The following is a 21,981-nucleotide window of genomic DNA, read 5'->3' as shown; positions in this document are numbered from 1 at the left end:
GGTGCCTTTGCGTTTTGACGTCACTCGATTCGCGTTTAAGGAATGCAGCCAGAAATCGTGCGCCGAGAGGGTGAATTTCGAGGGGTCGGATTGAAGAAAAGCCATTGCCTGGGCATCGTTGCCCTTTGCCTCGTCTCCGCGCCGCGGCTTGCCTCTGCCGAATGGCAGGCGATCGAGAAGGAAGCGCCCTATGCGGTTACCGGCCAGACCGGCGCCGAACTCTATGCCTCGATCGGTGAACGCGGGCCCAAGGCCGGGCTCGGCCGGGCGATCGCCCATACCAATTTCAAGCTGACCTGGACGCGCAAGTACGAACAAGTGGCGGGCGCCTGCACGCTGACGACAGCGAGGCCGAAGCTGATCATCACCTATACGCTGCCGAAACCATCCAAGCCGCTGCCCGCGGGCACGCGCGAAAACTGGGCGACCTTCATCAACGGCGTGCGCAAGCACGAGCTCGTGCACGGCGACTTCATCAAGGAGATGGTGCGCGCGATAGAACAGGCGACGCTGGGCTTCTCGGTTCCCGACGACCCGAAATGCCAGAAGATCCGAACGGAAATGACCAAGCGCCTCGGCGCGCTCTCGCAGGCGCAACGCCAACGCAGCCGCGACTTTGACCAGGTGGAACTGACTGACGGCGGCAATATCCACCAGTTGATCCTGAAGCTTGTCAACGGGCCGTAAGGCGGCGACCGGCGATGGGAGACAATGCCGAGCGACCGGCATCGTCGCCTGTCCAGTCGTCATCCATACCGCACCAGAAACTCCTCCGCCGTCAGCTCGCGGAAGTCGTCGAGCGCGCGGCGCAGGCGCTGATGGTCCCAGTCCCACCAAGAGAGCGCGTCCATGCGTTCGCCGATGCCCTCGTTGAAACGGGCGCGGATGAACTTGGTCGGCACGCCGCCGACGATGGTGTAGGGCTCGACGTCCTTGGAGACGACGGCGCCGGCGCCGATCACGGCGCCGTTGCCGACAGTGACACCCGGAAGGATGGTGGCGCCGTGGCCGATCCAGACGTCGTGGCCGATCGTCACCCGGTTCGACCGCCGCCAGGCGAAGAGGTCGTGGTCGAGTTCGGTGTCGTCCCAATAGTTGGGCGCGCGGTAGGTGAAGTGGTGGAGCGTCGCGCGCCATGTCGGATGGTTGGTGGCGTTGATGCGCACGGCTGCGGCGATGTTGACGAACTTGCCGATCGTCGCGCACCAGATCGAGCCGTCCTGCATGATGTAGGAGTAGTCGCCGAACTCGACCTCGTCGAGGCGTGAGCGCTCCTGTACCTCGGTGTAACGGCCGAGCGTCGAATTGTTGACGCTCGCCGTTGGGTGGATGAAGGGCTCGAGCCCGAGCTTCTGGCTCATGCGGCGGCCTTTCTGGGCGAGAAGGCAGAGACATCGAAAATGCGGTCGGCAACGGCGTCGCGCACCTCCTCGTCATGGAAGATGCCGATCAGCGCCGTGCCCTTGGCCTTCTTCTCGGCAATCAGCTCGACGACGACGGCGCGGTTCTTCGCGTCGAGCGAGGCGGTCGGCTCGTCGAGCAGAAGGATCCGGTGGTCGGTGATGAAACCGCGGGCGATGTTGACGCGCTGCTGCTCGCCACCAGAGAACGTGGCCGGCGGCAGGCTCCACAGCTCTCGCGGCAGGTTGAGCTTGCTCAGGAGTTCCGCGGCACGGGCGCGGGCGTCCTCGAGCGGCGTGCCGCGCGCCTGCAGCGGTTCTGCGACGATGTCGAGCGCCGAGACACGGGGCACGACGCGCAGGAACTGGCTGACATAGCCGAGCGTCGTGCGACGGACTTCGAGCACCGTGCGCGGCTCGGCGGTCGCGAGGTTCACGAGCTTGCCGTCGTGATCCATCAGGATCTGGCCTTCGTCGACGCCGTAATTGCCATAGAGCATTTTCAGGATCGAGCTTTTGCCGACGCCGGACGGACCGCCGAGAACGACGCATTCGCCTGCCTTCACCGAGAAGGAGACGTTGGCGACGACCGGCCGGCGGATGCCGTCCCGCAGGTGCATGGTGAAGCTTTTTGCGACTTCGGAAACAACGAGAGGTGTTGCCATGGTTCTTAATTTCCTTTGCACATGATCTGGGCCGACGACAGGGGTTCGCGGTTCGGGATCATGCGTCACACCTGCAGGATCGAGGAGACGAGGAGCTGGGTATAGGGCTCGCGCGGATCGTCGAGCACGCGGTCGGTCAGGCCCTGTTCGATGACGGCGCCGTCCTTCATCACCATCATGCGGTGCGAGAGAAGGCGGGCGACGGCGAGGTCGTGGGTGACGATGACGGCGGCAAGGCCGAGGTCATGCACGAGGCCACGCACCAGATCGAGCAGGCGCGCCTGGACCGAGACGTCGAGGCCGCCGGTCGGCTCGTCCATGAAGACGAGGCGCGGGGACGTCACGAGGTTTCGGGCGATCTGCAGGCGCTGGCGCATGCCGCCGGAAAAGGCGCGCGGCTGGTCGTCGATGCGGTCGATGCCAATCTCCACCCGCTCCAGCCAGTCGCTGGCGGCAGCGCGGATGTTGCCGTAGTGACGGTCGCCGACCGCCATCAGCCGCTCGCCGACATTGGCTCCGGCCGAGACCGTCATCCTGAGGCCATCGGCCGGGTTCTGGTGCACGAAGCCCCAGTCGGTGCGCATCAGGAAGCGGCGTTCGGCCTCGCCCATGCGGGCAAGATCACGGTATTGGCCGTCGCGCATGTGGTATTCGACGATGCCGGACGTCGGCATCAGCCGGGTCGACAGGCACGAGAGCAACGTCGTCTTGCCCGAACCGGATTCGCCGACGATGGCGAGCACTTCGCCCGGATAGAGCTCGAAGGAAACGTTGCGGCAGCCGATGCGGCTTCCGTAGAACTTCGAGACGTCGTTCACTTTCAGAAGCGGTACGGTACTCATTCTGCGGCTTCCTTTCGGGCGAGCATATGACCTTGATGGCCGCAGGCGCGGCGGTCTTCGCAATGATCGGTGTCGGAGCAGACGAACATGCGCCCGCCCTTGTCGTCGAGAATGACCTCGTCGAGATAGACGTCCTCGGCGCCGCAGAGCGCGCAGGGCTTGTCGAAGCTCTGGATCTCGAACGGATGGTCGTCGAAATCGAGGCTGACGACGTCGGTATAGGGCGGCACGGCGTAGATCCGCTTTTCGCGGCCGGCGCCGAAGAGCTGCAGCGCTTCCGACATGTGCATCTTCGGATTGTCGAACTTCGGTGTCGGCGACGGGTCCATGACATACCGGCCTTCGACCTTGACCGGATAGGCATAGGTGGTGGCGATATGGCCGTTGCGGGCAATGTCTTCGTAGAGCTTCACATGCATCAGCCCGTATTCCTCGAGCGCATGCATCTTGCGGGTTTCGGTCTCGCGCGGCTCGAGGAAGCGCAAGGGTTCCGGGATCGGCACCTGGTAGACCAGCGTCTGGCCTTCCGAGAGCTTTTCCTCAGGGATGCGGTGGCGCGTCTGGATGATCGTCGCCTCCTTCGTCCGGGTCGTGACGGCGACGTTGGCGACCTTCTGGAAGAAGGCGCGGATCGAGACGGCGTTGGTGGTGTCGTCGGCGCCCTGGTCGATGACCTTCAGCACGTCTTCCGGCCCGAGGATCGAGGCCGTCACCTGGACGCCGCCGGTGCCCCAGCCGTAAGGCATCGGCATTTCGCGTGAGGCGAAGGGAACCTGGTAACCGGGGATGGCGATTGCCTTCAGGATCGCGCGGCGGATCATGCGCTTCGTCTGTTCGTCCAGATAGGCAAAATTATAAGTAGCAAGGTCGTTCATTGCTGATTACCCTTGAGAGTGTCGACCGTGGATGGAGCCAGGTTGTGACCGAGCTGTTCTCCCGCTTCGTATTGATCTGCGTCGCGTGCTTCGTCGTCGCCGGCGTTTCGAACGCGATCCGGCGCGCCTGGCGCGAGAGAGGCGAGAGCGCCCGCAAGCGAGACAACGGCAGTTTCGTCGGATTCGACGGTGGCGCTGGCAGCGATTGCAGCGGCGGGGACTGCGGCGGCGGAGATGGTGGCGGCGGTGGCGATTGAACCGCTGGGGCTGGCACGATGCCCGATCATTCGGCCGCCTCCCGCTGTTCCTTGGCCGTCTCGCCCGAATTCGCGGCGTCGTAGTCGCGGCGCATGCGGCGGACGAGATCGAGTTCGGCCTGGAAGTCGACATAGTGCGGCAGCTTCAGGTGCTCGACAAAGCCGGTCGCCTGGACGTTGTCGGCATGCGAGATCACGAATTCCTGGTCCTGGGCGGGGGCGACGATATCCTCGTTGAACTCGTCGGTGCGAAGCGCCCGGTCGACCAGCGACATCGACATCGCCTTGCGTTCGCTCTGGCCGAAGACGAGACCGTAGCCGCGGGTGAACTGCGGCGGCTGCTTGGCCGAGCCCATGAACTGGTTGACCATCTGGCATTCGGTGACGCGGATCATGCCGAGCGAGACGGCAAAGCCGAGTTCGGGCAGGTCGAACTCGACCTCCACTTCGCCGATGCGGACTTCGCCGACGAAGGGGTGGGTGCGGCCATAGCCGCGCTGGGTGGAGTAGGCGAGCGCCAGAAGGAAACCCTCGTCGCCGCGGGCGAGCGCCTGCAGGCGCAGGTCGCGGGCCATCGGAAACTCCATCGGCTCGCGGGTAAGGTCGCCCATCACGTGGCCTTCGGGCATCTGGCCGTCGCCCTCGATCAGGCCTTCGCCGTCGAGGATGTCGGAGACGCGCATGACGTGTTCGCCCTGCTGCTTGACGGCCGGTTCGGCAACCTCCTCGTCACCGATCAGCGACGGGTCGAGCAGGCGGTGTGTGTAGTCGAAGGTCGGGCCGAGCAACTGCCCGCCGGGAAGGTCCTTGTAGGTTGCAGAGACCCGGCGCTCGACCTTCATGTTGGCGGTGTCGACCGGCTCGGAATAGCCGAAGCGCGGCAGCGTCGTGCGGTAGGCGCGCAGGATGAAGATCGCTTCGATCATGTCGCCCCGCGCCTGGCGCACGGCCAGCGCCGCGAGCGCGCGATCATAGAGCGAGGCTTCCGCCATCACCCGGTCGACGGCAAGGCCGAGCTGTTCGACCACCTGCTCGATGGTGATTGCAGGCAGGTTGCGGTCGCCGCGGCGGCGGTCGGCGAGAAGGCGGTGCGCATTGGCAATGGCGGCTTCCCCGCCCTTGACGGCTACATACATGGATTTAAGCCTCCTTCGGCGAAAGACGGGTGGTGCGCGGCAGGCAAAGAAGCTGATCGCCCGCCGTCAGCACGAGATCGACGCCGCGCGGGAAGATGGCGCGGTTGGCGTTCCAGAATTCGAGGAACACGTCGGGCAGCCCCTTCGGCGAAATCTCGACCTCGGTCTTGATGCCGGGGCCTTTGGCGACAAAAGGTGCACCGCCCGAGAGCGCCTCGATTTCGATGACCAGGGTCGTCGATCGGTCAGGGTATTCCTGGGTTCCGAGCGAGAACTGGTCGAAGCTCGGAATGGCGGTGCCCTTTTCGATTAAGGCGAAGCGGGCTTCGATCTTGCTCGTTGTCAGCGGTGCGCCGGTGTGAAAGGCAATCCATTGCGGAACGGCGGATTTGGTGAGCGCCGGCGTCAACCAGACGGGAGTATCATGGTCGCACAAGGTCAGCGCCACGGCACCGGCGGCCGTGCCGAGTGGAGAGGGGGGCACGCTTTTGGCGGAAAGTTGCTTGATCGTGCCCGGGCGAGCGAAACCGTCCATCAGTTCGCGAAACACGGACTGGGCGGCAAACACCGGATCGGCAAAGGCGCCGGCGTAGATCTGCGATTGGCTCGGCATCAGTCGTCTCCCCGGACCATGGTGAAAAAGTCGACGCGGGTTGCCGCGGTTTCTTCGGCCTTGCGGCGCTCGTCCTTCGCCAGCCGCTTGGCAATGCCGCCGAGCAGAGCCTCAACGTTGGCCCTGTCACCGTCGCGCTGGGCGAGCGCATCGAAGATGGCTGCGAGCCGGGCGCGCTCCTTGTCGGTTCCGAGCAATTGCCCGTGGCCGATCTCGCCGGTCGAAAGGCGGATAGTGGCGCGCGATACCGTCGCTTCGCCGAGATTGAAGGGATCGCCGCCGCCGCCGATGCGACCGCGCACCATGACGAGCCCCGTCTCCGGGCCGCGAACCGGATGTACGTCAGGCTTGTCGGCGACTGCCTCCCAGGCGTCCCTGAGTTCGGTGACTGTCGCCTGGGCAAGCAACCGCATGGCTTCCTTGCGCGCCGGATCCGGCGGACTTTCCTGCTTCACTTTCGCATCCATCATTGCCACCTCAAATGTCTATTGATCTAGACAACTATACATCTTATACTTTTTCATAACGTCGGCAAATGACAGGCTTGTGACATGCCCATGCGAAAAGACACGGCAATGCGGAAAGTGGTGGAGCGCCAGACCGGCGTCGCTCTCTGGCGGCAGATCGCCGACCGGATTCGCCTGGCGATCAGCAATGGCGACTATGATGCGACCGGAATGGTGCCGCCTGAAACGGCGCTGGCGGCGGAGTTCGGGGTCAACCGGCATACGGTCAGGAGCGCGCTTGCGGCCCTGTCCGAAGAGGGACTGGTGCGCGCCGTGCAAGGGCGCGGGACGATGATCGAGCGCCAGGAAAGGGTGAGCTACCCGATCTCCAGGCGCACGCGTTTCTCGCAGGGCCTCGGACGTCAGGTGAAGGAGATCGGTACAAGACTGCTTGGCCATGCCGAAGTGCCGGCCACCGGCGAGGTTGCCAAGGCGCTCGGCCTTTCACCCGGTGACCCGGTCATCGAGCTCAGGACCGTCAGCAGCGGCGACGGCCGTCCGCTCTCGGTGTCGGCGAGCTATTATCCGGCGCATCGGTTCCCGCGCATGGCCGCGGAGTTCGAGCAGTTGCATTCGGTCACCAAGGCTTTTGCCGCGCACGGCCTCGACGACTACGTTCGCGTCTCGACCGAAATCGTCGCTCGCCACGCCGATGCCGAGGAGCTTGCAATGCTGAAGCTGTCCCCCGGTGCCATCGTGCTGGAGGCGCAATCGCTCAACGCCGATCTTGACGGTCAGCCCGTGGAATTCTCACGCAGCCGTTTCGCTGCGGACCGAATGAAGCTGAAAATCGAGACCTAGCCTCAGGACCATCAATCGCCTCCGTCGAAGAAATAAGGCATAGGCCGCATTTCCGACGCGTTTTTGCCGCATGAGCGAACCTGCATCAGGACCGCGCATTGAGAATTCTCTAACGGGAGAATGGTAATGGCGACGTGGCGACCCGATCCTTCCTTCTATCCATCACCGCGCATGGCGGCAAAGGCGCCGAAAGAGACGCTCGCCTATGTGGCGGCGTTTGATCCGGATCGAAAACGGCCGGATGCGATCGCCGTCGTCGATGTCGATCCGGGATCGTCGAGCTATTCGCAGATCGTCGGCCAAATCGACATGCCCAATGTTGGCGACGAACTGCACCATTTTGGCTGGAATGCCTGTTCCTCCTGCCTTTGCCCCAATGCGCCGCATCCGCATGTCGAGCGTCGCTATCTGGTGGTGCCGGGTCTCAGGTCCTCGCGGCTGCACATCATCGATACCAAGCCGGACCCGCGCAATCCGAAGATCGTGCGCGTGATCGAGCCCTCGGAAATTGCCGAGAAGGCGAACTATTCGCGGCTACACACCACCCATTGCGGGCCAGAAGGCATCTACGTCAACGCGCTTGCCGATCGCGATGGCAAGGCGCCCGGCGGTATTTTCCTGCTCGACCACCAGAGTTTTGACGTGCTTGGGCAATGGGAAATGGATCGCGGCCCGCAGAAGCTTGCCTATGATTTCTGGTGGCATCTCGGCCACGATACGATGATCACCAGTGAGTGGGGCACGCCGGATACCTTCGAGAACGGGCTGGTTCCCGAGGTCTTGCTCGGTTCGAAATACGGACGCCGCTTGCATTTCTGGGACCTGCACAAGCGCAAGCACGTGCAGGAGATCGACTTCGGCGAGGAGCATCAGCTCGTTTTCGAACTGCGCCCGGCACACGATCCCACCAAGGCCTATGGTTTCGTCGGCTGCGTCATCAGCCTCAAGGATCTGTCGGCCTCGATCTGGACCTGGTACCGCGACGGCGACAAATGGGCGGTCAAGAAGGTGATCGAGATCCCGGCAGAACCGGCCGATCCGGATCTGCTGCCGCCGGTGCTGAAGGGTTTCAGCGCCGTTGCGCCGCTCGTGACCGATATCGACCTGTCGATGGACGACCGCTTTCTCTACGTCTCCTGCTGGGGTACCGGCGACATGATCCAGTACGACGTCTCCGATCCCTTCGCGCCGAAGGAAACGGGACGTGTCAGGATCGGCGGCATCGTTTCGCGCGCGACGCATCCGAAGGCGAAGAACGGCGCGTTGAACGGCGGGCCGCAGATGGTGGAGGTCAGCCGCGACGGCAAGCGGGTCTATTTCACCAACTCGCTCTATGGCGCGATCGATCCGCAGTTCTACCCAGAGGGTATCGACGGCTGGATGGTCAAGCTTGATGTTTCCGACAATGGCGGCATTGCATTCGACGAGAAGTTCTTCGTCGACTGGCCGAAGGGGCATCGTCCTCACCAGGTTCGGCTCGAAGGCGGCGATTGCTCCTCCGATTCCTATTGCTACCCATAAGGAGGCGTGGGGGCGAATGACGTCGCTCTGGCCGTGGATCTCGCTTGCCGGCCTCGGCGCCTTTCACGGCATCAATCCGGCGATGGGCTGGCTGTTTGCCGTGGCGCTCGGACTTCACCGCCAGAGCAGCCGGATTGTCTGGCTGTCGCTCGCGCCGATCGCAATCGGCCATGCGATCTCGGTGGCAACGGTCCTTGCGGTGGTGATCGCCTTTGGTTCGACGCTCGATCCAAACAGCTTCAGGCTGGCGGCGGGCGCGCTCATTCTCGCCGCGGCCGGCTACACCGCCGTCTACGGCCATCGCCACCGTGTGAGGGTTGGCATGCGAACGGGCATGGCCGGACTTGCGCTCTGGTCCTTCCTGATGGCGACGAGCCATGGAGCGGGCTTGATGCTGGTGCCGGCTGTTCTTGGTCTCTGCATGGCGAACCATGCGAGCGAACTGGCGCTGTCAACGTCGCTACCGACCTCTTTGGCCGCCGTCGCGGTCCACAGCATCGCCATGCTGACGGTGACCGCGGCGCTGGCGCTTGCCGTCTTTACCTGGTTCGACCTTGCCGTGCTGCGTTCCGCCTGGATCAATTTCGATCGGCTCTGGACACTGGCGCTTGGGGCGACCGGCGTGGCGCTCCTCATCCAGTGAGCTGCGTCGGAGCTGGTGCCGGCGCACCGCGGTCTTCAGATCTTGTCAGGCGTGGCGCTATCGCGGTCCGAACGGGTCCTTCGGCCGGCGATCGGACGAAAGCGTCTGCCTTGAGCGTTCGGTCAGCGCTTCGATCGCATCGGCGAGATGCACGTCTGCGATGTTGTAGTCACCGCGTTCTATCCTGATCCTGTGCGCCTCCATCAGGACCTCGGCATGGCTGCGACCGGCCGGCGGCTCGAAGCGATAAGAGGCAAGTTCGACAAGCAGCCCGAGCGGATCTTCGAAATAGATCGAGTCCATGAAGCCGCGATCCTTGACGCCGCTGTGCTTGATCTTGCGCTCGTCGAGCCGTTCGACCGCCTGGGTGAAGGTGGCCCGGGACACCGCGAAGGCAATGTGGTGCACACAGCCGATGTCCGTCGGTGTTCGCCGTTGTATCGCTTTGCGGTTCTCGTCAGTGAAGATGGTGATCAGGCGACCGTCGCCCGGGTCGAAATAGAGATGGCTCTCACTCGCCCGATCGAGATTGGGTTGCTCGAAAATGAAGGGCATGCCGAGCAGGCCTTCCCAGAAATAGATCGAGGTCTGACGGTCCGCTCCGACGAGCGTGATGTGGTGAACTCCTTGGGATTGAAGCTTTCGCATGGCCGGCCTTTCCGGTGATGCGGAAGGTTTGACGCGCCAACCTGTCCGCTTCATGCGATTGTCGTCCGCTGAGAGCCGAAGGCAAGCGCCAATCAAGGGGTAGCGGCAAGCGACCGTGATCGATGTTGTCATCGGCCTATGTACGGGCCCCACGATGTCCGGACCTTGACTTGGCTCTTCCCGGTTGATTTCTTTTCATGATGCAATCATTGCATGTTGCAGCTGGGCGAGCCAGACGAGCAAAAAGGGAGCTCAGCGTGATGTCTCTGCGCAGGGTCGGCATTGTCGGCCTGTCGTTTATCGTATTGACCGCAGTTGCCCGAGCCGACAGCGAGCCGTTCTCAGGGCAGTGGCGACAACTGACCTCGACGGCCGGGGAGTGTGGCCGATGCTACATCGGCATTGTGCGGCACGGCGATGTGCTGACGATCACAAGCAACAACGGCTGGCATGCTGTGGTGAATGTCGACCGGTTTGAGGATCTGCAGCTTGCTGCGGGCAAAGGGCAAGAGTTTCGGCATTCAGTTCATTCGGCGCGGTGGCCAGCTGCAAATGTTTATGGTGGTCGCGCAGGCCGACGGTCCGCCATTGGCAATTCGCGCAACCTATGAAAAAGGACCTCCGGCCTCCGGTACAGACACGCGGCCGGCACCGGAGATCCATCGCATCTGATCTGGCAGTGCCGCACGCGAACGGACAACGGGCGAGATGGCGCACGCGCCAGGCCCGACGATCCCGTTGTCGAGCGGCACGGTAGCGACCATCTGACCTCGTAGCCTAAATGTTGCGGCGCTTGCCCTCGATCAGGTCAAGCACCGCACGAGCGGCGTCGAGCACGTTGGTGCCGGGACCGAAGACGGCCGACACGCCGTTTTCCATCAGGTAGTCATAGTCCTGCCGCGGAATGACGCCGCCGCAGATGACGATGACATCCTCGCCGCCGCGCTTTTTCAGGGCTTCGGCAAGCTGCGGCATCAGCGTCTTGTGACCGGCGGCCAGCGACGAGACGCCGATGACATTGACCTTGCTGGCAAGCGCCATGTCGGCGGCCTCTTCCGGCGTCTGGAACAGCGGGCCTGCAAGCACGTCGAAGCCGATGTCACCGAAGGCAGACGCGATCACCTTGGCGCCGCGGTCGTGGCCATCCTGGCCGAGTTTGGCGACCATGATCTTCGGCTTGCGACCGAGCTTGCCCGAGACCTCGCCGAGCCGTTCGGTGAGCACGGCCAGTTCCGGTTCGCCCTCATAGGCCTTGCCGTAAATCTTGCTGACGACCTTGGGCGTGGCCGCATGGTCGCCGAAGGCTTCGCGCATGGCGTCGGAGATTTCGCCGACCGTTGCCCGTGCGCGGGCCGCTTCGACGGCGGCCGCCAGCAGGTTGCCTTCGCCGCTGCGCGCCAAATCGGTGATGGCGGCCAGTGTTCTTGCCACGTCCGCCGCGTTGCGTCGCCGCTTGGTCTCGACGATCCGGCGGATCTGTGCGGCCCGCACCGCGCTGTTGTCGATCTCCAGGATGTCGATCGGCTCCTCGTTGTCGAGGCGGTACTTGTTGACGCCGACGATGATTTCCTCGCCCTTGTCGACGGCCGCCTGACGCCGGGTTGCAGCCTCCTCGATCAGCCGCTTCGGCAGCCCGGCATTGACCGCCTCGGTCATGCCGCCCATCGCCTCGACCTCCTCGATCAGCGCCCAGGCCTTTTCGGCGAGTTCATTCGTCAGGTTCTCGACGTAGTAGGAACCGGCGAGCGGATCGACCACCTTGGTCACACCCGTCTCGTGCTGCAGGATCAGCTGCGTGCTGCGGGCGATGCGCGCCGAAAACTCGGTCGGCAGCGCGATCGCCTCGTCGAAGGAATTGGTGTGCAGCGACTGCGTGCCGCCAAGGGCCGCAGACATCGCCTCGAATGCGGTGCGGATGATGTTGTTATAGGGATCCTGCTCCTGCAGCGAGACGCCCGATGTCTGGCAATGGGTCCTCAGCATCAGCGAGGACGGCTTTTTCGGCTCGAACTCCTGCATGATGCGGGTCCACAGCAGCCGCGCTGCGCGAAGTTTGGCCGCTTCCATGAAGAAGTTCATGCCGATCGCGAAGAAGAAGGAGAGACGCCCCGCGAACTCGTCGACGTTCAACCCCTTGGCCAGCGCCGCCCGCACATATTCGCGCCCGTCGGCAAGCGTGAAGGCAAGCTCCTGCACCAGCGTCGCGCCGGCTTCCTGCATGTGGTAGCCGGAGATCGAGATCGAATTGAACTTCGGCATCTCCTTCGCCGTGTACTCGATGATATCGGCGACGATGCGCATCGAGGGTTCCGGTGGGTAGATGTAGGTGTTGCGGACCATGAACTCCTTGAGGATGTCGTTCTGGATGGTGCCCGACAGCTTGTCGCGCGACACGCCCTGTTCCTCGCCGGCGACGATGAAGGAGGCGAGGATCGGTATGACCGCCCCGTTCATGGTCATCGACACCGACATTTCCTCGAGCGGGATGCCGTCGAACAGGATCTTCATGTCCTCGACCGAGTCGATCGCCACACCCGCCTTGCCGACATCGCCTTCGACGCGGGGATGGTCGCTGTCATAGCCGCGATGGGTGGCCAGATCGAAGGCGACGGAGAGGCCTTTCTGGCCCGCAGCCAGGTTCTTGCGGTAAAAGGCGTTCGAGGCTTCAGCGGTCGAGAAGCCGGCATATTGCCGGATCGTCCAGGGACGCCCGGCATACATGGTGGCGCGCGGCCCGCGCACGAAAGGCGCAAAGCCCGGCAGCGACGAGAGATGGTCGATGCCTTGCAGGTCCTCGGCCGTATAGAGCGGCTTCACCGCAATGCCCTCGGGCGTCTGCCAGGTGAGGCTCTCGGGTGTTGCCTTCAGTTCGCGCTCGGCGAGCGTTTCCCAGTCCTTGATGGTCTTTTGGCTCATCGCTAGCTCCTTGCCCGAAATGTGCGCCTTCCTCGCCTCATCCCTGTGCCTGTCACAGGGATCCAGCCACGCGCAGTCTTTCGCGTGAAAGACTGAATTCTCAGCGTCGCAGACGCGACGCAGCTGGTTTCCTGTGACAAGCACAGGAATGAGGACGGCTAAACCGGGTCTTCACTCGAATTCCATGATCAGCTCGTCGACCGCGAGGCTGGCGCCGGCTGAAACCGCCACACGCTTCACCACCGACTTCTTCTCGGCGCGCAGGATGTTCTCCATCTTCATCGCCTCGACGACAGCAAGCGCCTGGCCGGCCTCGACTGTGTCGCCCTCCTTGACGGTCACTGACGTGATCACCCCCGGCATCGGGCAAAGCAGCATGCGCGAGGTGTCGGGCGGCAACTTCTTCGGCATCAGCCGCGCCAGCTCGGCAACGCGCGGGCTTCTGACATGGACGACCAAGTCGATACCCCGCCAGCGCAGCCTGAGTGCAGTGCCAACGATGTCGACTTTGACGCTCAAGGGTTCATTGTCGATGTTGAAGGTGGCAAGCGTGCGGCCAGGCGCCCAGTCGCCGGCGATGGTGACGGAGGTCCCATCGGCAAACCGTACATAGGCGCCATCGGCTGATGCGCCGGCCGTGACCGCGAAGTCATGGTCGCCAAGCGTGGCAATCCAGTCATGGCCGATCACGCGGCGATGGTTGCCGATCGTGCCGGAAATCTGGCTGGCGCGCTCCTGCAGCGCCTGGTGGACCGATACGGCGATGGCGGCGAGCTTGCGCAGTGAGCGTTCGTCGGCGGAAACGCCATGGAAACCGTCGGCGAATTCCTCGGCGATATAGGCCGTTGTCAGCCGCCCCTCGCGAAAGCGTTGCTGTTGCATGACGGCCGAAAGGAACGGCAGGTTATGGCCGATGCCTTCGACCTCGAACCGGTCGAGCGCCTCGGCCATGGCGTCGACCGCCGCCGCGCGATCCGGTCCCCAGGTGCAGAGCTTGGCGATCATCGGGTCGTAATACATCGAGATCTCGCCGCCCTCGAAGACGCCGGTGTCGTTGCGCGTCACCGTGCCATCGTCGTGTTTGCCTTCGACAGGAGGGCGATAACGGGTCAGCCGGCCGATCGACGGCAGGAAGTTGCGGTAGGGATCTTCCGCATAGAGCCGGCTTTCGATCGCCCAGCCGTTGAGCTTCACATCACCTTGACCGAAGGCCAGTTTCTCGCCGGCAGCAACACGGATCATCTGTTCGACGAGATCGAGCCCGGTGATGAGTTCGGTCACCGGATGCTCCACCTGCAGGCGGGTGTTCATCTCGAGGAAATAGAAATTGCGCTTGGCGTCGACGATGAATTCCACCGTGCCGGCCGAATGGTAGCCGACGGCCTTGGCGAGCGCGACCGCCTGTTCGCCCATGGCCTTGCGGGTCTCCGGATTGAGGAAGGGGGAGGGCGCCTCCTCGATGACTTTCTGGTTGCGGCGCTGGATCGAGCATTCGCGCTCGCCGAGGTATAGCGTGTTGCCGTGCTTGTCGCCGAGCACCTGGATCTCGATATGGCGCGGCTCGGTCACGAATTTCTCGATGAAGATACGATCGTCGCCAAACGAGTTCTTCGCCTCGTTCTTCGACGACTGGAAGCCTTCGCGCGCCTCCTGGTCGTTCCAGGCGATGCGCATGCCCTTGCCGCCGCCACCGGCCGACGCCTTGATCATGACAGGATAGCCGATCGATCCGGAGATCTTCACCGCCTCGTCGGCATCGGCGATGAGGCCCATGTGGCCCGGAACCGTCGAGACGCCCGCTTGCGCCGCAAGCTTCTTGGAGGTGATCTTGTCGCCCATCGCCTGGATGGCGCCGACGGGCGGGCCGATGAAGGCGACGCCTTCCTTCTCCAGTGCCTCGGCGAAGGCGGCATTTTCTGAGAGAAAGCCGTAGCCCGGATGCACCGCATCTGCGCCGGTCTTGCGGATCGCCTCGATGATCCTGTCGATGACGATGTAGGATTGGGCGGACGGCGAGGGGCCGATATGCACAGCCTCGTCGGCCAAACGCACGTGCATCGCCTCGCGGTCGGCATCGGAATAGACGGCGACCGTGGCAATCCCGAGCTTCTTTGCGGTCTTGATGACGCGGCAGGCGATTTCACCACGGTTGGCGATGAGGATTTTCTTGAACATCTTCTTCTCTCTCAAATCCTGGCGTCAGCGTTTGAACTTGCGGCGATAGGGCAGGAGCGCGATCGACGACGCGGCGGCCGCACCGCCGAAAAGCAGCGCGAAGGGCACGACCACCATGAGGGTGGCAAGCACCGGGCTCGTCGAACGGGCGATGTGGATGCCGACCGCGCCGATGTTGAGCCCGATCAGGACGCCGGCCGTGATCGCACCGATCACCATGCCGATCAGCGCGTTGACGGCCATGTAGCGCAGCATCGACCAGTGGTCGCGTTTGGCCTCGTCAGGCGTCATGACGCGCTCCGGCTCGCGTTCCATCGTCGCCTCCATCAGAGCGGGATCGTGTCGTGCTTGCGCCAGCGCAGATCGACCTGCTTGTTGCGCAGCGAGGCGAAGGCGCGGGCGATCCGGCGTCGCGACGAATGCGGCATGATCACCTCGTCGATGAAGCCGCGCTCAGCCGCGACGAAGGGATTGGCGAAGCGTTCCTCGTATTCTTTCGTGCGCGCGGCGATCTTCTCGGCATCGCCGAGTTCCGAGCGGTAGAGGATTTCCGTCGCGCCCTTGGCGCCCATAACGGCGATCTCGGCGGTTGGCCAGGCGTAGTTGACGTCGGCGCCGATGTGCTTGGAGGCCATGACGTCATAGGCGCCGCCATAGGCCTTGCGCGTGATCAGCGTCACCATCGGCACGGTCGCCTGGCTATAGGCAAAGAGCAGCTTGGCGCCATGCTTGATCACGCCGCCATATTCTTGGGCGGTGCCGGGCAGGAAGCCGGGCACGTCGACCAGCGTCAGGATCGGGATCGAGAAGGCATCGCAGAAGCGCACGAAGCGGGCGGCCTTGCGCGCGCTGTCGATGTCGAGGCAACCGGCCAGCACCATCGGCTGGTTGGCGACGACGCCGACCGTCTGGCCCTCGATACGGATGAAGCCGGTGATGATGTTCTTGGCGAAGCTCTGCTGCAGCTCGAAGAAATCGCCCTCGTCGGCGAGCGCCAGGATCAGCTCCTTCATGTCGTAGGGCTTGGTGGCGCTGTCGGGGATCAGGCTGTCGAGGCGCATTTCAAGTCGCGACGGATCGTCGTGGAAAGGGCGGGTGGGCGGCTTCTCGCGGTTGTTGAGCGGAAGGAAATCGAACAGCAGGCGGGTCGCCTCCAGCGCCTCGATGTCGTTCTCGTAGGCGCCATCGGCGACCGAGGATTTCGAGGTGTGGGTACGCGCGCCGCCGAGCTCTTCCGCCGTGACGATTTCGTTGGTCACGGTCTTTACGACGTCAGGCCCTGTCACGAACATGTAGGACGAGTCCCTGACCATGAAGATGAAGTCGGTCATGGCCGGCGAATAGACGGCACCCCCGGCGCAGGGACCCATGATGACGGAAATCTGCGGAATGACCCCGGAGGCTTCCGCGTTGCGGCGAAAGACCTCGGCGTAACCGGCAAGCGAAGCGACGCCTTCCTGGATGCGGGCGCCGCCCGAATCGTTGAGGCCGATCACCGGCGCGCCGTTGCGCACGGCCATATCCATGATCTTGCAGATTTTCTGCGCATGGGTTTCCGACAGCGAGCCGCCGAGCACCGTGAAGTCTTGGGAAAAGACATAGACCTGGCGGCCGTTGATCGTGCCCCAGCCGGTGACGACGCCGTCGCCCGCGACCTTCTGGCCCTCCATGCCGAAATCGACGCAGCGGTGGGTGACATACATGTCGTATTCTTCGAAGGAGCCCTCATCGAGCAGGACCTCGATGCGTTCGCGTGCCGTCAGCTTGCCCTTGCCATGCTGGGCATCGATGCGTCGCTTGCCGCCGCCGGCCCTCGCTTCCGCCCGGCGGGCTTCGACCTGTTCTAGTATGGCGCGCATGGTGCCCTCCCGGTTTTTGTGCGTGCCCGTCTTTTGGGCGATTGTGCAGAGGCGCTTCGACCTTCGCAATAGCGTCGAAGGCGGCATGGAAAAACGCCTCTTCATGTGCAAATGTGAAATAGAGAAATTTGTGAAACGTAAATTGCAAAGTTGCAAACATGGCGATCGGCAAGCTCTATATTGGCCGCAAGGTCCGGGAACTGCGCGAAGCGAACAAGGCGACGCAGGGCCAGTTCGCCGAACGCATCGGCATCTCCACCAGCTATCTCAACCAGATCGAAAACAACCAGCGGCCGGTTTCGGCCTCAGTCCTTCTGGCGCTCGCCGAAAAATTCCAGATCGACATCGCCGAACTCTCGACAGGGGAGGGCGACCGCCTGCTTTCGGCGCTCTCGGAAGCGCTCAGCGACCCCCTGTTCGAAACCTATTCGGCGAGCCTGCAGGAGCTGAAGCTCGTCGCCCAGAATGCGCCGGGGCTGGCGCACGCGCTGATCACCTGCCATCAGGCCTATCGCCGCAACAGCGAGCAACTGGCCAGCATGGACGACACCATCGGCCGAGGCGGGCCGTTCGTCGAAACGACGCCCTATGAGGAAGTGCGCGACTTCTTCCATTTCGTCGACAACTACATTCACGAGATCGACCTGCTCGCCGAGCGATTGGCCGGCGATCTCGGGATCGGCGAGGGCGACAATCACGCAGCCCTCGCAGGCTATCTGGAGGAGCGTCATGGCGTGCGGGTCGTGCGCGGTGCTGCCGGCGACGAGGCGATCCGCCGCTTCGATCCGCGCGCCCGCATTCTCACGCTCAACCCTTATGCGCCTGCGGCAACCCGTGATTTCCAGATCGCCCTGCAGATCGCCCAGTTGCACGCCCGCGAGGAGATCGATCGGGTGGCCGGAAGCGCCGGTTTCCGCACGGAGGAGGCCTTCGAGATCTGTCGGATCGGTCTGCAGAACTACTTCGCCGGCGCCCTGATCCTGCCTTACCAGGCATTCTTGAAAGCCGCACGGGACCTCAGGCACGATATAGAGCTGCTTGCCGCCCGCTTCGGCGCATCGCTGGAGCAGGTCTGCCATCGGCTCTCGACGCTGCAAAGGCCGGGACATAAGGGCATTCCGATCTTCTTTGCCCGCATCGACCGCGCCGGCAACATCACCAAGCGCCATAGTGCGGCGAAGCTGCAGTTCGCCCGCTTCGGCGCCGCCTGTCCGCTCTGGAACGTGCACCAGGCCTTCGAGACGCCAGGCCGGATCATCCGGCAGCTGGCCGAGACGCCTGACGGCGTGCGTTATCTCTGTCTCGCCACGCAGATCACCAAGGGCGGCGGCGGATTCCGCGCCGCACAACCACGTTATGCGCTCGCGCTCGGCTGCGAGGTCTCGTACGCCGATGCCTTCGTCTATGCCGACGACATGGATCTCGGCAATCGTGCCGCCTTCGATCCGATCGGCATCTCCTGCCGTATCTGCGAGCGCACCAAGTGCGCCAGTCGCGCCGTGCCGCCGCTGAAGCGCCGACTGATCGTGGACCATGACTTACGCGGCGCTCTGCCGTATCGTCTCAGTGAGAGCTGATCGGGATCTGTTCATTTTTGAACAGGGCCTGTCTGAAGTTGCGCCTGTGCCGGTATGAAGTTTGGTGTAACTAGGCCTCGAACGATGCGGTCAGGGAGGACATGCATATGGATTTTCGCCTGTCGGAGGAGCAGGAGGCCATTCGCCAGATGGCGCTCGATTTCGCCCGCGACGAGATCGCCCCTTACGCGATTGACTGGGACCAGCAGAAGCATTTTCCCGTCGATACGCTGCGCGGCGCCGCAGCCCTCGGCATGGCCGGCATCTATGTCCGTGACGATGTCGGCGGCACCGGCCTCACCCGGCTCGACGCCGCCATCATCATCGAGGCGCTGGCGACCGGCTGCCCGGCCGTCGCTTCCTTCATGTCGATCCACAACATGTGTTCGGGCATGATCGACCGCTACGGCACGGACGAGCAGCGCCAGCGGCTGCTGCCCAAGCTTTTGACCATGGAGGTGCTTGCGAGCTATTGCCTGACCGAGCCCGGTTCCGGTTCGGATGCGGCTGCGCTGAAGACCAAGGCCGTCAGGGACGGCGACGACTATGTGCTGACCGGGCAGAAGCAGTTCATTTCCGGCGCCGGCACGTCCGGTCTTTACGTGATCATGGCCCGCACCGGCGAGGACGGCCCCAAGGGCATCTCCACCTTCGTCGTCGACAAGGACGCTCCCGGCCTGACTTTCGGCGCCAACGAGAAGAAGATGGGCTGGCACGTCCAGCCGACGCGTGCCGTGATGCTCGACGGCGTGCGCGTCCCCGCTGAAAACCGCCTGGGCGCAGAAGGCGACGGCTTTAAGATCGCCATGGGCGGACTTGACGGCGGCCGTCTGAACATCGCGGCAGCCTCGCTCGGGGGTGCCCAGGCCGCCTTTGACCGGGCGCTCGCCTATGTCCAGGAACGCCGCGCTTTCGGCAAGGCGATCGGCGAGTTCCAGGCGCTGCAGTTTCGCCTCGCCGACATGGCGACCGACCTCGAGATTGCCCGCACCTTCCTCTGGCGCGCAGCTTCGGCGCTCGATGCCGGAGATCCGGAGGCGACAAAACTCTGCGCCATGGCCAAGCGCTTCGTCACCGACCGTTGCTTTGCCATCGCCAACGACGCGCTGCAACTGCACGGCGGCTATGGCTACCTCGCCGATTACGGCGTCGAGAAGATTGTCAGGGATCTCCGGGTGCACCAGATACTCGAGGGCACCAACGAGATCATGCGCCTGATCGTCGCGCGCTCGCTTGTCGGCCGCAAATAGCCGGAACAGGAAGGACCGTTCATGGACATGCAGATGCCTGCACCGGAAGTCATCGTCGAACGCCAGGGCGCGATCGGCCGCATCCGGCTCAATCGCACACGGGCGCTCAACAGCCTCAACGTGCCGATGATCCGGCTGATCGCCGAAGCGCTGACCGACTTCGAGAGCGATCCATCGGTCGCCGCCGTCATGGTGACCGGCGAAGGCGAGCGCGGGCTTTGCGCCGGCGGCGATATCCGCATGATCTATGAGAGCGGCCGTGAACGGCCGGAAGAGGGGGCGCAGTTCTGGCGCGAAGAATTCGTCGTCAACAGCCGCATCTCCGGTTACCGCAAGCCATACATTGCGATCATGGACGGCATCGTCATGGGCGGCGGCGTCGGGATATCGGCGCACGGCAGCCACCGCATCGTTACCGAGCGCACCCGGCTGGCGATGCCGGAGACCGGCATCGGCTATTTCCCTGATGTCGGCGCCACCTGGCTGCTGCCGAAGGCGACAGGCGAATTCGGCACCTATCTGGGACTGACCGGCCGGGATATCGCGGCCGCCGACGCCATTCATGCCCGGCTTGCCGACAGCTTTGTCCCTTCCGACAAACTCGAAACCCTGATCGAGCGACTTGCTGCTCTGCCGCCTTCCGCAGGACGTGCCGATGTAGATGCGGTGATCGCGACGCTGTCGAGCGCGGCCCCGTCGACGCCGCTTCAGAGCCACCTTGCCCTGATCGACCGCTGTTTCGCCTTCGATACGATCGAGGAGATCCTCGAAGCGCTTGCCGCCGACGGTTCCGACTTTGCCAAGGAAACGCTCGTGCTGCTCAATTCGCGCTCGGCTCTCAGCATGAAGCTGACGCTCGATCTCCTGCGGGCCGCGCGCCGCAGCGCATCGCTGAACGACTGCCTCGAGCGGGAGTATTCCGCAACGCTCGGCATGCTGTCCAACCCGGATTTCTATGAGGGCGTGCGCGCGGCGGTGATCGACAAGGACCGCAACCCGAAATGGTCGGTGACGCTTTCCGATGTCACGCCCGCCATGCTCGCCCGGTTTGCGAACAAGGATCACCCGCCACTGTTCTAGCGCCTGGGGACGGGGCGCGGTCTATTCGACCGGATTTCGATGCGGAGGAGGAATACCATGACGAAAATCGCCTTTATCGGGCTCGGCAACATGGGCGGACCGATGGCCGCCAATCTGGTGAAGGCGGGCCATGCGGTCTCGGGCTTCGACCTGTCGGAAGCCTCGCGCAATGCCGCGGCGAAAACCGGTGTCTCGGTTGCCGGCTCGATTGCGCATGCGGTGCGCGGTGCCGAATGTGTCGTCACCATGCTGCCGGCCGGAGCCCACGTACTCTACGTCTGGGACGAGCTGCTCGGCTTCGTCGATCCGGGCACGCTTCTGATCGACAGCTCGACGATCGACGTCGACAGCGCCCGCAAGGCCCATGCGCTTTCCGAAAAGATCGGCTGCCCGTCGCTCGACGCGCCGGTTTCGGGCGGAACCGGGGGCGCAGCGGCCGGTACGCTCACCTTCATGGTCGGCGGCGGCGACGACGCCTTTGCCCGCGGCAGGCCGCTGCTTGAGGCAATGGGTAAGAAGATCGTGCATTGCGGCGGCGTCGGCGCCGGCCAGGCGGCCAAGATCTGCAACAACATGATCCTCGGCATCTCGATGGCCGGCGTGTGCGAGGCCTTCGTTCTGGCCGAACGGCTCGGCCTGTCGCACCAGGCGCTGTTTGACGTCGCCTCGACATCGTCGGGCCAATGCTGGTCGTTGACGAGCTATTGCCCGGTACCGGGCCCGGTTCCGACCTCTCCCGCCAACAACGACTACAAGCCGGGTTTTGCCGCGAGCCTGATGCTGAAAGACCTGAAGCTGTCGCAGCAGGCCGCAAGTGCAGCCGGTGCGACGACGCCGATGGGGGCACAGGCGGCCCAGCTCTATCAGATGTTCGAAAAACTCGGCCACGGCGGCGACGATTTTTCAGCACTGATCCATCTTCTGCGGGGCAATGACGAGGCGAAGGCCGGTTAGGCGCTGATTTGGGTGGTGTTTCGTGTGCTGGTTCGGCCGAAAATTCGCCCTGTCTGGCTGTGGATAGAAAATACCCTATGATTTCAATTGGATGACAGATTTCTCCACGGACTGAGAAATTGGCTGTTGACGTATCTGAGGTGTGGGGTCTATAAGCCCGATCACTGACGAGGGCGGCGGCGCTGCTGGCGACGACGACCTTCGCTCTAGAGTTTCCTGGGTTGGCTGAGGCTGATTTTGGGGTCTGGACTGGATGGTCTGGG

The 21,981-nt window shown here is 63.6% G+C and carries 22 protein-coding genes; 9 read left to right on the top strand and 13 right to left on the bottom strand.

The window, feature by feature from the left end:
- Positions 1-42: 42 nt before the first annotated feature.
- Entirely contained in the window at positions 43-687 is a 645-nt protein-coding gene (locus VGO12_RS28505) for a DUF922 domain-containing Zn-dependent protease (protein WP_414650794.1), read from the top strand.
- A gap of 59 nt (positions 688-746) precedes the next feature.
- On the opposite strand, the gene VGO12_RS28500 is transcribed toward VGO12_RS28505, so the two are convergent.
- The 8 genes from VGO12_RS28500 to phnG form a co-directional block, all read right to left on the bottom strand.
- The gene (locus VGO12_RS28500; protein WP_327516097.1) at positions 747-1,361 is read right to left on the bottom strand and encodes a DapH/DapD/GlmU-related protein; all 615 of its coding nucleotides are present in this window, start codon (positions 1,359-1,361) and stop codon (positions 747-749) included.
- Positions 1,358-2,065 carry a phosphonate C-P lyase system protein PhnL gene (phnL, locus tag VGO12_RS28495; protein WP_327516096.1) on the bottom strand — a complete coding sequence of 236 codons (708 nt, stop codon included), beginning with the start codon at positions 2,063-2,065 and terminating at the stop codon, positions 1,358-1,360. Before phnL ends, VGO12_RS28500 begins: the two co-directional genes overlap by 4 nt.
- A gap of 65 nt (positions 2,066-2,130) precedes the next feature.
- A complete protein-coding gene (gene phnK, locus VGO12_RS28490; protein ID WP_327516095.1) occupies positions 2,131-2,907 on the bottom strand; it encodes a phosphonate C-P lyase system protein PhnK in 777 nt (258 codons plus the stop codon).
- Positions 2,904-3,782 carry an alpha-D-ribose 1-methylphosphonate 5-phosphate C-P-lyase PhnJ gene (locus VGO12_RS28485; RefSeq protein WP_327516094.1) on the bottom strand — a complete coding sequence of 293 codons (879 nt, stop codon included), beginning with the start codon at positions 3,780-3,782 and terminating at the stop codon, positions 2,904-2,906. The genes phnK and VGO12_RS28485 overlap by 4 nt, the downstream gene beginning before the upstream one ends.
- Positions 3,779-4,069, bottom strand: coding sequence for a hypothetical protein (locus tag VGO12_RS28480; protein ID WP_327516093.1), 291 nt, complete (start codon positions 4,067-4,069; stop codon positions 3,779-3,781). The genes VGO12_RS28485 and VGO12_RS28480 overlap by 4 nt, the downstream gene beginning before the upstream one ends.
- A complete protein-coding gene (locus VGO12_RS28475; RefSeq protein ID WP_327516092.1) occupies positions 4,066-5,175 on the bottom strand; it encodes a carbon-phosphorus lyase complex subunit PhnI in 1,110 nt (369 codons plus the stop codon). The genes VGO12_RS28480 and VGO12_RS28475 overlap by 4 nt, the downstream gene beginning before the upstream one ends.
- 4 nt (positions 5,176-5,179) lie before the next feature.
- Positions 5,180-5,788, bottom strand: a complete 609-nt coding sequence (phnH, locus tag VGO12_RS28470) for a phosphonate C-P lyase system protein PhnH (protein ID WP_327516091.1) — start codon at positions 5,786-5,788, stop codon at positions 5,180-5,182.
- Positions 5,788-6,255 (bottom strand): phosphonate C-P lyase system protein PhnG, encoded by a 468-nt coding sequence (gene phnG / locus VGO12_RS28465; protein WP_327516104.1) that lies wholly within the window; start codon positions 6,253-6,255, stop codon positions 5,788-5,790. Before phnG ends, phnH begins: the two co-directional genes overlap by 1 nt.
- A 108-nt stretch (positions 6,256-6,363) precedes the next feature.
- On the opposite strand from phnG, the gene phnF reads away from it, so the two are divergent.
- The 3 genes from phnF (at position 6,364) to VGO12_RS28450 (ending at position 9,259) form a co-directional block, all read left to right on the top strand.
- Positions 6,364-7,095 (top strand): phosphonate metabolism transcriptional regulator PhnF, encoded by a 732-nt coding sequence (gene phnF, locus VGO12_RS28460; RefSeq protein ID WP_327516090.1) that lies wholly within the window; start codon positions 6,364-6,366, stop codon positions 7,093-7,095.
- Positions 7,096-7,221: 126 nt separating this feature from the next.
- On the top strand, positions 7,222-8,616 hold the full coding sequence (locus tag VGO12_RS28455; RefSeq protein ID WP_327516089.1) for a selenium-binding family protein: 1,395 nt from the start codon (positions 7,222-7,224) through the stop codon (positions 8,614-8,616).
- Between the two features lie 16 nt (positions 8,617-8,632).
- A complete protein-coding gene (locus VGO12_RS28450) occupies positions 8,633-9,259 on the top strand; it encodes a hypothetical protein (protein WP_327516088.1) in 627 nt (208 codons plus the stop codon).
- 57 nt (positions 9,260-9,316) lie between these two features.
- On the opposite strand, the gene VGO12_RS28445 is transcribed toward VGO12_RS28450, so the two are convergent.
- Positions 9,317-9,907, bottom strand: a complete 591-nt coding sequence (locus tag VGO12_RS28445; RefSeq protein WP_327516087.1) for a VOC family protein — start codon at positions 9,905-9,907, stop codon at positions 9,317-9,319.
- A gap of 257 nt (positions 9,908-10,164) precedes the next feature.
- Between VGO12_RS28445 and VGO12_RS28440 the strand changes: the two genes are divergently transcribed.
- Positions 10,165-10,518, top strand: coding sequence for a hypothetical protein (locus VGO12_RS28440; RefSeq protein WP_327516086.1), 354 nt, complete (start codon positions 10,165-10,167; stop codon positions 10,516-10,518).
- Positions 10,519-10,684: 166 nt separating this feature from the next.
- On the opposite strand, the gene scpA is transcribed toward VGO12_RS28440, so the two are convergent.
- From scpA to VGO12_RS28420, 4 genes are all read right to left on the bottom strand, one after another.
- Entirely contained in the window at positions 10,685-12,823 is a 2,139-nt protein-coding gene (scpA, locus tag VGO12_RS28435) for a methylmalonyl-CoA mutase (RefSeq protein ID WP_327516085.1), read from the bottom strand.
- Positions 12,824-12,994: 171 nt separating this feature from the next.
- Positions 12,995-14,998, bottom strand: coding sequence for an acetyl/propionyl/methylcrotonyl-CoA carboxylase subunit alpha (locus tag VGO12_RS28430; RefSeq protein ID WP_327516084.1), 2,004 nt, complete (start codon positions 14,996-14,998; stop codon positions 12,995-12,997).
- A gap of 24 nt (positions 14,999-15,022) precedes the next feature.
- Positions 15,023-15,313, bottom strand: coding sequence for a hypothetical protein (locus tag VGO12_RS28425; protein ID WP_327516083.1), 291 nt, complete (start codon positions 15,311-15,313; stop codon positions 15,023-15,025).
- Between the two features lie 11 nt (positions 15,314-15,324).
- Entirely contained in the window at positions 15,325-16,857 is a 1,533-nt protein-coding gene (locus tag VGO12_RS28420) for an acyl-CoA carboxylase subunit beta (RefSeq protein WP_327516082.1), read from the bottom strand.
- Between the two features lie 158 nt (positions 16,858-17,015).
- Between VGO12_RS28420 and VGO12_RS28415 the strand changes: the two genes are divergently transcribed.
- From VGO12_RS28415 to mmsB, 4 genes are all read left to right on the top strand, one after another.
- Positions 17,016-18,434: an XRE family transcriptional regulator gene (locus VGO12_RS28415; protein WP_327516081.1), complete on the top strand. Its 1,419-nt coding sequence runs from the start codon at positions 17,016-17,018 to the stop codon at positions 18,432-18,434.
- Positions 18,435-18,541: 107 nt separating this feature from the next.
- Positions 18,542-19,684: an isobutyryl-CoA dehydrogenase gene (locus VGO12_RS28410; protein ID WP_327516080.1), complete on the top strand. Its 1,143-nt coding sequence runs from the start codon at positions 18,542-18,544 to the stop codon at positions 19,682-19,684.
- 21 nt (positions 19,685-19,705) lie between these two features.
- Entirely contained in the window at positions 19,706-20,764 is a 1,059-nt protein-coding gene (locus VGO12_RS28405) for an enoyl-CoA hydratase/isomerase family protein (protein WP_327516079.1), read from the top strand.
- A gap of 57 nt (positions 20,765-20,821) precedes the next feature.
- Positions 20,822-21,718 carry a 3-hydroxyisobutyrate dehydrogenase gene (gene mmsB, locus VGO12_RS28400; protein ID WP_327516078.1) on the top strand — a complete coding sequence of 299 codons (897 nt, stop codon included), beginning with the start codon at positions 20,822-20,824 and terminating at the stop codon, positions 21,716-21,718.
- Positions 21,719-21,981 lie beyond the last annotated feature (263 nt).

Origin of the sequence: Ensifer sp., assembly GCF_035999135.1 — a bacterium.
In the GTDB taxonomy this organism is placed as follows: Bacteria; Pseudomonadota; Alphaproteobacteria; order Rhizobiales; family Rhizobiaceae; genus Ensifer.
Note: the sequence above shows the minus strand (reverse complement) of the source record. Positions and strands in the feature narration are given on the sequence as shown.

Bases quoted from the DNA above. Each gene is read 5' to 3' on its own strand.
- VGO12_RS28405 (WP_327516079.1), top strand. From the start codon at position 19,706: ATGGACATGCAGATGCCTGCACCGGAAGTCATCGTCGAACGCCAGGGC.
- VGO12_RS28425 (WP_327516083.1), bottom strand. From the start codon at position 15,313: ATGGAACGCGAGCCGGAGCGCGTCATGACGCCTGACGAGGCCAAACGC.
- VGO12_RS28455 (WP_327516089.1), top strand. From the start codon at position 7,222: ATGGCGACGTGGCGACCCGATCCTTCCTTCTATCCATCACCGCGCATG.
- phnK (WP_327516095.1), bottom strand. From the start codon at position 2,907: ATGAGTACCGTACCGCTTCTGAAAGTGAACGACGTCTCGAAGTTCTAC.
- phnF (WP_327516090.1), top strand. From the start codon at position 6,364: ATGCGGAAAGTGGTGGAGCGCCAGACCGGCGTCGCTCTCTGGCGGCAG.
- VGO12_RS28485 (WP_327516094.1), bottom strand. From the start codon at position 3,782: ATGAACGACCTTGCTACTTATAATTTTGCCTATCTGGACGAACAGACG.
- VGO12_RS28480 (WP_327516093.1), bottom strand. From the start codon at position 4,069: ATGATCGGGCATCGTGCCAGCCCCAGCGGTTCAATCGCCACCGCCGCC.
- scpA (WP_327516085.1), bottom strand. From the start codon at position 12,823: ATGAGCCAAAAGACCATCAAGGACTGGGAAACGCTCGCCGAGCGCGAA.
- VGO12_RS28475 (WP_327516092.1), bottom strand. From the start codon at position 5,175: ATGTATGTAGCCGTCAAGGGCGGGGAAGCCGCCATTGCCAATGCGCAC.
- VGO12_RS28420 (WP_327516082.1), bottom strand. From the start codon at position 16,857: ATGCGCGCCATACTAGAACAGGTCGAAGCCCGCCGGGCGGAAGCGAGG.
- VGO12_RS28415 (WP_327516081.1), top strand. From the start codon at position 17,016: ATGGCGATCGGCAAGCTCTATATTGGCCGCAAGGTCCGGGAACTGCGC.
- VGO12_RS28505 (WP_414650794.1), top strand. From the start codon at position 43: ATGCAGCCAGAAATCGTGCGCCGAGAGGGTGAATTTCGAGGGGTCGGA.
- mmsB (WP_327516078.1), top strand. From the start codon at position 20,822: ATGACGAAAATCGCCTTTATCGGGCTCGGCAACATGGGCGGACCGATG.
- VGO12_RS28445 (WP_327516087.1), bottom strand. From the start codon at position 9,907: ATGCGAAAGCTTCAATCCCAAGGAGTTCACCACATCACGCTCGTCGGA.
- phnG (WP_327516104.1), bottom strand. From the start codon at position 6,255: ATGGATGCGAAAGTGAAGCAGGAAAGTCCGCCGGATCCGGCGCGCAAG.
- VGO12_RS28410 (WP_327516080.1), top strand. From the start codon at position 18,542: ATGGATTTTCGCCTGTCGGAGGAGCAGGAGGCCATTCGCCAGATGGCG.
- VGO12_RS28450 (WP_327516088.1), top strand. From the start codon at position 8,633: ATGACGTCGCTCTGGCCGTGGATCTCGCTTGCCGGCCTCGGCGCCTTT.
- VGO12_RS28430 (WP_327516084.1), bottom strand. From the start codon at position 14,998: ATGTTCAAGAAAATCCTCATCGCCAACCGTGGTGAAATCGCCTGCCGC.
- phnH (WP_327516091.1), bottom strand. From the start codon at position 5,788: ATGCCGAGCCAATCGCAGATCTACGCCGGCGCCTTTGCCGATCCGGTG.
- VGO12_RS28500 (WP_327516097.1), bottom strand. From the start codon at position 1,361: ATGAGCCAGAAGCTCGGGCTCGAGCCCTTCATCCACCCAACGGCGAGC.
- phnL (WP_327516096.1), bottom strand. From the start codon at position 2,065: ATGGCAACACCTCTCGTTGTTTCCGAAGTCGCAAAAAGCTTCACCATG.